Annotated in this window: 10 protein-coding genes; 3 read left to right on the forward strand and 7 right to left on the reverse strand. The window is 43.1% G+C overall.

Annotated features, from left to right (window positions below):
- Positions 1 to 351: 351 nt before the first annotated feature.
- Positions 352 to 765 (forward strand): LexA family protein, encoded by a 414-nt coding sequence (locus ABYB02_RS11790; RefSeq protein ID WP_372762644.1) that lies wholly within the window; start codon positions 352 to 354, stop codon positions 763 to 765.
- Positions 753 to 2,012 (forward strand): Y-family DNA polymerase, encoded by a 1,260-nt coding sequence (locus ABYB02_RS11795; protein WP_372762645.1) that lies wholly within the window; start codon positions 753 to 755, stop codon positions 2,010 to 2,012. Before ABYB02_RS11790 ends, ABYB02_RS11795 begins: the two co-directional genes overlap by 13 nt.
- 22 nt (positions 2,013 to 2,034) lie before the next feature.
- On the opposite strand, the gene ABYB02_RS11800 is transcribed toward ABYB02_RS11795, so the two are convergent.
- From ABYB02_RS11800 to ABYB02_RS11820, 5 genes are all read right to left on the reverse strand, one after another.
- Positions 2,035 to 2,490 (reverse strand): hypothetical protein, encoded by a 456-nt coding sequence (locus tag ABYB02_RS11800; RefSeq protein ID WP_372762646.1) that lies wholly within the window; start codon positions 2,488 to 2,490, stop codon positions 2,035 to 2,037.
- Between the two features lie 249 nt (positions 2,491 to 2,739).
- Positions 2,740 to 3,258: a DUF4240 domain-containing protein gene (locus ABYB02_RS11805; RefSeq protein WP_372762647.1), complete on the reverse strand. Its 519-nt coding sequence runs from the start codon at positions 3,256 to 3,258 to the stop codon at positions 2,740 to 2,742.
- A complete protein-coding gene (locus ABYB02_RS11810; protein ID WP_372762648.1) occupies positions 3,258 to 3,449 on the reverse strand; it encodes a YwbE family protein in 192 nt (63 codons plus the stop codon). The genes ABYB02_RS11805 and ABYB02_RS11810 overlap by 1 nt, the downstream gene beginning before the upstream one ends.
- A gap of 67 nt (positions 3,450 to 3,516) precedes the next feature.
- On the reverse strand, positions 3,517 to 3,798 hold the full coding sequence (locus ABYB02_RS11815) for a hypothetical protein (protein ID WP_372762649.1): 282 nt from the start codon (positions 3,796 to 3,798) through the stop codon (positions 3,517 to 3,519).
- On the reverse strand, positions 3,791 to 4,012 hold the full coding sequence (locus ABYB02_RS11820) for a hypothetical protein (protein ID WP_372762650.1): 222 nt from the start codon (positions 4,010 to 4,012) through the stop codon (positions 3,791 to 3,793). Before ABYB02_RS11820 ends, ABYB02_RS11815 begins: the two co-directional genes overlap by 8 nt.
- Before the next feature lie 80 nt (positions 4,013 to 4,092).
- Between ABYB02_RS11820 and ABYB02_RS11825 the strand changes: the two genes are divergently transcribed.
- Positions 4,093 to 4,902, forward strand: coding sequence for an ion transporter (locus ABYB02_RS11825; RefSeq protein ID WP_372762653.1), 810 nt, complete (start codon positions 4,093 to 4,095; stop codon positions 4,900 to 4,902).
- Positions 4,903 to 4,995: 93 nt separating this feature from the next.
- On the opposite strand, the gene asd is transcribed toward ABYB02_RS11825, so the two are convergent.
- On the reverse strand, positions 4,996 to 6,135 hold the full coding sequence (gene asd / locus ABYB02_RS11830; protein ID WP_372762651.1) for an aspartate-semialdehyde dehydrogenase: 1,140 nt from the start codon (positions 6,133 to 6,135) through the stop codon (positions 4,996 to 4,998).
- Positions 6,136 to 6,337: 202 nt separating this feature from the next.
- Positions 6,338 to 8,203: TonB-dependent receptor domain-containing protein (locus tag ABYB02_RS11835; RefSeq protein WP_372762652.1), on the reverse strand; the 1,866-nt coding region annotated here is incomplete at its 5' end.

The raw sequence follows: 8,203 nt of genomic DNA on the forward strand, positions 1-8,203 counted from the left end.
ATAGCACCTCCAGATGAAATACATATTTATGGCGTGCTGAACCATAAACAGCAAAGGTATTAGCAGAGATGGGTCTGACTCCCAGCAATTCAAGGCCTCTACGGTGAAGCTGGTAAATAACATCTGCTATTTAACTATATAAGATAATGCTGATTGCGCAACTCGTTGCCGCTGCTTTTTGTAACAGTATGAATTTGCTGTTTATTAGTAACTACAACACGCTGTATTCTGCGTACTAGCACAGCGAATGAACAAAAACCGTGGGGGTTCAATCATTCATTACTTGGCATAGCTGTCACAAAACACATATACTGTACACTTATACAGTATATGTGTTTTGGTTGTGAGCCTATGTTTGTAATTCCTATTTATATAGAAGCCGGTGTGTGTGGCTTTGAATCCCCCGCCGCGCAATATTCAGAATTAGGGGTGTCGCTTGATGAGTTACTGATCAAACACCCCGATGCCACTTTTATTGGTATTGCCTCTGGGGGCTCGATGCAAGAAGTGGGTATTTTTGATGGTGATTTATTGCTGGTCGACCGTGCCGAAGCCGCAAAAAATGGCGATGTTATTGTGGCTAATTTAAATGGCTTGTTTGTTTGTAAACTGCTTGATAAAAGTAATGCACGGCTGCTGTCGGCCTCGCCCTTGTATCCGCCGGTGCAGATCACTGCCAGTGACGAATTTCAGCTTGAAGGCGTGGTGAGTCTATCGATTAGAATGCACCGGCAAAGTCCGGAGTTACTCGCATGTATGCCTTAGTGGATGCGGTGGCATTTTATGCCAGCGCCGAAAAAGTGTTTGATCCGGCAATTCGCTCCAAACCTGTGGTGGTGCTTACCAATAACGATGGTTGTATCTGCGCGGTGTGCCCGATTGCACGGCAACTAAACGTGCCTAAATTTGCGCCCTACTTTAAAGTTAAACACCTATTGGCGCAGCACAAGGTGGTTGTACGCTCCAGTAATTACGAGTTATACGCCGATTTAAGCGACAAAATGATGAACGTGATTGGCCGCTTTTGCGATACTCAGCACGTATACAGTATTGATGAGTCGTTTTTGCATTTTAATGGTTACAGCACAGTAATTAATGACTGGTTTGCATACGGTCACACGATGAGGCGTACTGTATGGCGCGAAACTAAACTGCCGGTTGGCGTAGGCTTTGGTCCCACCGCCACTCTAGCTAAGGCGGCCAATCATGCGGCAAAAAAACTGAGTGGTTTTAACGGCGTAGCCGTTATTGATAGCCTTGCGAGCCGACGTGCTATTTTACAAAGAATGGCGTGTGAAGATGTATGGGGCATAGGCAAACGCTTAGCCAAAAAACTCAAAATAATGAACATTCATAGCGCTTGGCAATTAGCACAGCAAAACCCCAAAGCAATGCGCCGCGCGTTTAGTGTTGTTGTAGAGCGTACCGTGCGTGAGCTTAATGGCGAGCCATGTTTAAATTGGGATGAAGTACGCCAAGATAAACGCGAAATCTATTCAACACGCAGCTTTGGTGAGCGCTTACATGATGCTGTTGCATTAAAAGCCGCACTGATAAACCATGTCACTATTGTGGCAACTAAACTCAGGGCGCAACACTCATTAACCAAACAGCTTTATATTTTTGCCGCCAGCTCCACCCACGACAGTAAATTTTGCAAAAAGTCGTACCTCTATCGCTTTACCACCCCCACTAACGATACCTGTGTAATGGCAAATGCCGTAGCGGCGGTATTTGCACACATATACCAACCCGGTGTACGTTTTTATAAGTGTGGTATCGGGGCATTAGAGCTCACCTCCCAGCGCTTTGCACAAAATGATTTATTTAATGCCCGCAGCGACAACCCCCAATTAATGAGCTGCCTTGATGCTATTAACAATCGCTACGGTAAAGGGGTACTCAGCCTAGCTAGCAGTAAACTTAGCGAGCGCTGGCAAATGAAGCGCGCTTTTTTATCGCCGCAATACACCACCCGTTGGCGTGATATACCCAAAATACACTGTAATTAACCCTCGCGGCGAGTAGTGAATATTACTCGCCCGCTTTTTTAAAGCTGCACTCAACCTGAGGCTCACTCAGGGTATAAGTAAGGGTATTGTTAGCGCCAAAATAGAGGGTTTGGCGAATGATTTTTTCATTAATAGGGTTTTCGCAGCGACTGGTTCTAATGCTATTTTCCAGGCCATCGCTTTTGTACTTTAAAGAACTGGTCACAAAACAAAAGTTAGGCTTTTTTATTGTTTGCGTGCCGTTATGTAACGAATCAAACACAATTTGCTCACCTAAAGTAAAGCCCGCATCGGGATCCGCTGGGTTAATTAAGCGTAACTGACTATTAACGCATAATGCAGAATTAGCCGATACGACTTCGTAGGCACCTAACTTGGTTTCTAAAAGTGGAATAAAGCGGCTCTTGTTACTCGGTTTAGCAACGGCATGCGCACTGATAACAGTGATGGTTAATAAAGCAAGTGTAATGTATTTCATTGCGTAGTTATATCCTCGAAAGTGGCGTGTTAAGCAATTAAAAATATTTAGTTACTCAACTTTATACAACTATAACAGAGATTTACTATAAAAGGAGAGAAGTCGTACTGCAGACATGGCCTAAAGCTGCCAGGCTATTAATTCGGCTGTTATAAGCAAGCTATTAAAACAGCTTGCTTAACTAATCGAGTGCGAGGCTAAGCAATGCCTTGAACGACTACGCGCTGTAGTCGCGATTAAGCAAAAGAGTTACTGCCAGTATTTGGCAAACAATAATGGGTAACTTTGTTTTAAAAACTTCGCTTTGTCTTTAAAGCGTTTGCCTTTGGGCTCATCGCTACCTGAGGGCACAAATGGCAGTTCATCATCGTTACGCTCTTCGTACAGGAGTCCGGCGATGAGGTCGTATTCGTCGATGTACGGATACGGCTGCTCGTTTAAGTAATACACCGGCGTACAATTGGCTAACGAGTCGGGGTTAAGTAGCGCATTATCAAATACGCTTTTACCGCGTGAAATTAACCAACATCTAAATTCGCTAAAGCCGTATTCATCGTTACAACCGGCCATCACAAACGCCGCACCAAATAAATCCCAGCGGTAACATTGGCGCATACAAAGACCAAAGTACTTATCAAATGCAATTAACTGTTGATCGCTTAAATCATGCAATTTAAGTTTTAAGTTGTCGCTCACACTTTGTGGATCAAGCCCTAAGTCGGGAGTGGTTACTAAGTCCCAAAAAGCCTGCTCAGTTAAACTATCCATTATAAAATCTCTTTTACTCGGCCTACTTGGCCATCTTCTAAACGAACTTTAATACCGTGCGGGTGATTAGGTGATTTAGTTAATAAACGCTCAACCACCCCTTGCGTTAAGGTGCCACAGCGTTGATGCTCTTTTAATACGATATTTACTGTGCTACCAGGGGAAATTTGCGCACGCGTAGGAACAGCCATAATGAATACTCTAAAAATAATTTGCCCAATTATAACCTCCCTCTACAGACAAACCAACCACACGGGGTTAATCGGCTAAAAACGTAATTGCTGCGGGCTTAATCGGCAAATTAATCTGGGCTAATTGTGCAACAATAACCTTTTTCAGTGTGTCTAATTGTGCCTGGTGCTGTTGATAGGCCAGCTCATCATCAAAATAACAGGTCACTTTGATACTGTTAGCTTCGTTGTTTAAGTCAACGGTGTGCGTTAAGTACGCAAAGCCTGTCAGCGTCGATTTAATCTGTTCGCAGGCTGCGGTCAGTGCATGGCGTATCTGTTTATCACGCTGTTTTTGCGTTTTAGTCATTGGTTTTTTCTTTTTCTGCTTGTTGTTGTTTAAATTTGGCAAAGTTACTTTGTTGTAACTTTAAGCACTCATAGTATTCGGCATCGGCTTTGTAATTGCATTCATCAAGACGCGCAGATTGTATTTCATGAAAACGGGCATCTGAGCTACAAGCAGATAACAAAAATACACCGGCACAAGCCAGTAAATAGCGATTTAGTTTATTGATAACCATTAAAATTCCTTACACTTTAGAAGGTAAAAACTGTATATTAAGCGCCACAAAAAACCTTACTTTGTACAGGACTTATTATGATGTTGTCGAAGTTGCAACAGCAATTTCAGCGTATAGATAAAAGCAAACTATTTCAATCATTTGTTATTGTTGTCATTGTTGTTTCTGCTCTGACGGTGGGCGCTCACACCTACTCCTTACACCCTACGGCAGAGCTTATCCTAAACTGGATGGACATTGCGATTACAGCGTTCTTTTTAATTGAACTGGTGATCCGCTTTATTGCCAGTAAAGGCATAAAAGACTTTTTCTCCAAAGGCTGGAATATATTCGATACAATTATTGTGCTTGGTAGCTTGTACCCGGCAGCCGGTTCAAGCATGTTGCTGGCACGGTTACTGCGCATATTTAGAGTATTACGCTTAGTGTCGATGATCCCTGAATTACGCTTATTAGTAAACTCCTTGCTCAAAGCCATACCGCAAATGGGCTACATTGCGCTACTCATGTTTGTTATTTTTTACATTTATGCCGCCATGGGCAGCATGATGTTTGGCCATATAAACCCTGTATTATGGGACGATGTGTCTATTTCTATGTTGACCTTATTTAGAATTGCCACTTTTGAAGATTGGACCGACATAATGTACGAAACCATGGCGGTATACCGATTAAGTTGGATTTACTACTTAACCTTTATATTTTTAACTGCGTTTGTGTTTTTAAATATGATGGTGGGGGCTATTTTAGAAGTCATGTCGCAAGAGCATAAAAAAGCGCGCGAAGAATTAGCCGACGATAACTCGCTTCCGGCAACGCAAGGGCAAGTGAAAGCCTTACAAGCCCAATTGGCCGATCTAAAGTTATTACTCAGAGAAAAAGAGTACTAATGAATTAAAGCCACCAGCTTAGGCGTAAGCTGTTTAGTGTTTACAGTAAAAAGGGTTAGCCATTGGCTAACCCTTTTTTATATCAAATGGCGCTTACTCACTATCAACAATAATGCGTAGCATACGGCGTAGCGGCTCTGCGGCCCCCCATAATAGTTGATCGCCCACAGTAAAGGCACTGATGTATTTGGGCCCCATCGCCAGTTTACGAATACGACCAACCGGAATACTTAAAGTACCGGTGACTTTGACGGGGGTTAAATCGGTGCAGCTGATCTCACGTTCATTAGGAATCACCTTAACCCACTCGTTATGAGACGCTAAAATGTCTTCTATTTTAGCAACGCTAATGTCTTCGCGTAATTTAATCGTCATCGCTTGGCTATGACAACGCATTGCGCCAATACGCACGCATAAACCATCAATCGGCACAGGCTGTTTAGATGAGCCTAAAATTTTATTCGCTTCAACTTGCGCTTTCCACTCTTCTTTAGATTGACCGCTGGGCATAGGCACATCAATCCACGGGATTAAGCTACCTGCCAGTGGCACGCCAAATTGGTCTTGTGGTAACTCGCTTGATGCCATTTTTTCGCTAACGATTTTATCAATTGCTAAAATAGCAGAGCTTGGGTTGTTCACTTGCTCGGCTACACTTTGATGAATAGCGCCCATTTGTGCGATAAGCTCTTTCATGTTCCGCGCACCCGCGCCCGAAGCAGCTTGATAGGTCATTGGGCTTACCCACTCAATCAGATCGTGCTCAAATAAACCACCCAGTGCTAATAGCATCAGTGAAACCGTACAGTTACCACCCACAAAGGTTTTAACACCTTGCTCTAGCCCTTGTTCAATCACATCTTTGTTAACCGGATCGAGCACGATAATGCTGTCGTCGCTCATACGCAGTGCCGAGGCGGCATCTATCCAATAGCCATTCCAACCCGATTCACGTAATTGTGGATACACCGCATTGGTGTAATCGCCACCTTGGCAGGTAACAATAATGTCCATTTTTGCCAGCTCAGCAATATCGCTGGCATCTAAAAGCGGTTTGGCGGGGCCCGCTATATTCGGACCAAGCTGACCGGCTTGTGAGGTGGTGAAAAAGGTGGTGTCGATATCTGCAAAATCATGTTGTTGTTCCATACGCTCTAATAATACCGAGCCAACCATGCCACGCCAACCGACTAATCCTACTTTTTTCATTGTGTTTTCCATTATTTGATTCATAAAAGGCCTAGATAAATTAAAAATTAAAATTCATTGCGTGAGATTTAATTTTTATCACCCCAAAGCTAACACTGCTGGTGTAACAAAACTAGTCAATAAACTGTAACTTAAATATTTTTCATACAGATAAAAAAGCCCTGTATTAAATACAGGGCTGTTCAGTGGTTAGGCGCAGTTATGTGGGCGCTATTTAGCGACCATATTAAAACTCATAGCTGTAACTTATATCAAAGTTCATACCCACTTCTTTAGAGCGCACAATAATATCTGATTGCGATACCTGCTGATCTTCATTCAGTAAGTTTTTAACTTTAAACTTCACCTTAGAATTAAAATCAGGGTAAAAGGTATAGACTAAGTCTAGCGAGTGAAATGGCTGCTCATAGGCATCATCACGACTGGCGACACCGGCGGCTAAAATACGTTCACCAAACACGTTGTACACCAAAGAGCTACTGTGCATGCCATTAAGTGAATCATAGTTAAGCTGCAAGTTAACAACATACTCTGAGTGACCTGTCATACGTTTTTTGGGATTAGTTAAGGTCCCCGCAAGCGCAGGATCGATAGACGCTTGTGAATCACTCAGCGTAATATTACCGCTGGTGAATAACCCTTCTGATAAAAACCTGAGGTCTTGCAACCACTCAGCTTCTATACCATATACCTCAGCAGTTTCACCGTTAATAAATGAGGCTGAATAGTCTTCATCGCCAATATTTAAAACCGTTTCAATGGGTGCTGTAATGTCCTTGTAAAAAGCAGCAACACTAAACGAGTTACCCGCGTCACCGTAATATTCGTAGCGTAAGTCATAGTTTTTAATCGGACTACTTTTCAGCCCTGTGCGGCCAAAGGTTCTAATATCGGTAAGCGGATCAAAATAAGTGACCGGTACCACTTCACGAAAATCAGGACGCACCACCGTTTCGCCGTAGCCTGCACGAATTTGGTAATTATCGGCGCCTACATAGGTCACTGAAAGCGCAGGATACCAATCGTCAGAAACAATTGAACCGGCTTGAATTTTTGCCGGATCGTAAAAGGTATGCAAATCGTCTTGGTCAAATATCAGGCTCGATGTACCAATGGACGTTTGCTTAAATTGTTCATAGCGTACCCCCCCACTAATGCGTAACCATTGCTGATAAAACACATCAAACGAGGCATACCCGGCATCGACTTTTTGACCGGCTAAGTAATCATCCGCATCAGGGGCTGTCGGTTCGTTAAAATCAACCAAGATTGAGTTGTTATTAATAAATTCGTCGCTTAGGTAGCCACTATTATTAAGCGCATTATCGCTGCCATCATTAATAATAATACCAGCACCACCACTGTTATTAATAGCAAAGCTTGAGGTGTTAAAAATACGCGCCCTGTCTGAAAAGTCATAGCCAACTTTGAACTCAACATCCATACTGTCAAAGCTGACTGGTAAGGTTAAATTACCGCTGTAAGACTTAACCCGCTCTTGCATATTGGTGTATGACATAATTACACGGTTATCATCACCGGTAATTTGTGACCCCGCATAAGCGCCGTCGCTGTTATACTCATCGCGAAATTCAAAATCAGCATTGGTCGGAATATCCGTGGTGGCTTTCGCTTCGGTATACTGCCAATCAGCGCCAATTCCCAAGTAATCTAAAAAGGTGTGCTGACCAATAAACTGCGTGATATTAAGCTGGCGCTCTTCGTAGTTAAAGGTATGGTTACGATTAGCCACGCCATCGCCAGCAATACTAAATGTTGAACTACCCGCTGGACTTTGCGAAATCGCAATTTCAGACTGATCTTCGTTGTCAATAATGTAAAGCTGCTGCGCTGATACACTATGCGTACCTAAAGTGTAACCAACACTAAATGAGCCATTATAACGCTCAGTTTCTGTGGTCACTTGGGCATTTTTAACGGTATTAAAGCACGAGTTTGCAACGTCATCGGCGCTATTAAGCGCTGTTGTACAGTCAATTTCACCGTGTGCATTTTTGACGTCTTGGCTGATCACTGAGCTGAATCGGTCTTCAAAATCCCACTCGTTTTTATAGGCTGCTGCAAGCAGAAA

The sequence above is a fragment of the Pseudoalteromonas sp. genome, from assembly GCF_041613455.1.
GTDB lineage: Bacteria > Pseudomonadota > Gammaproteobacteria > Enterobacterales > Alteromonadaceae > Pseudoalteromonas.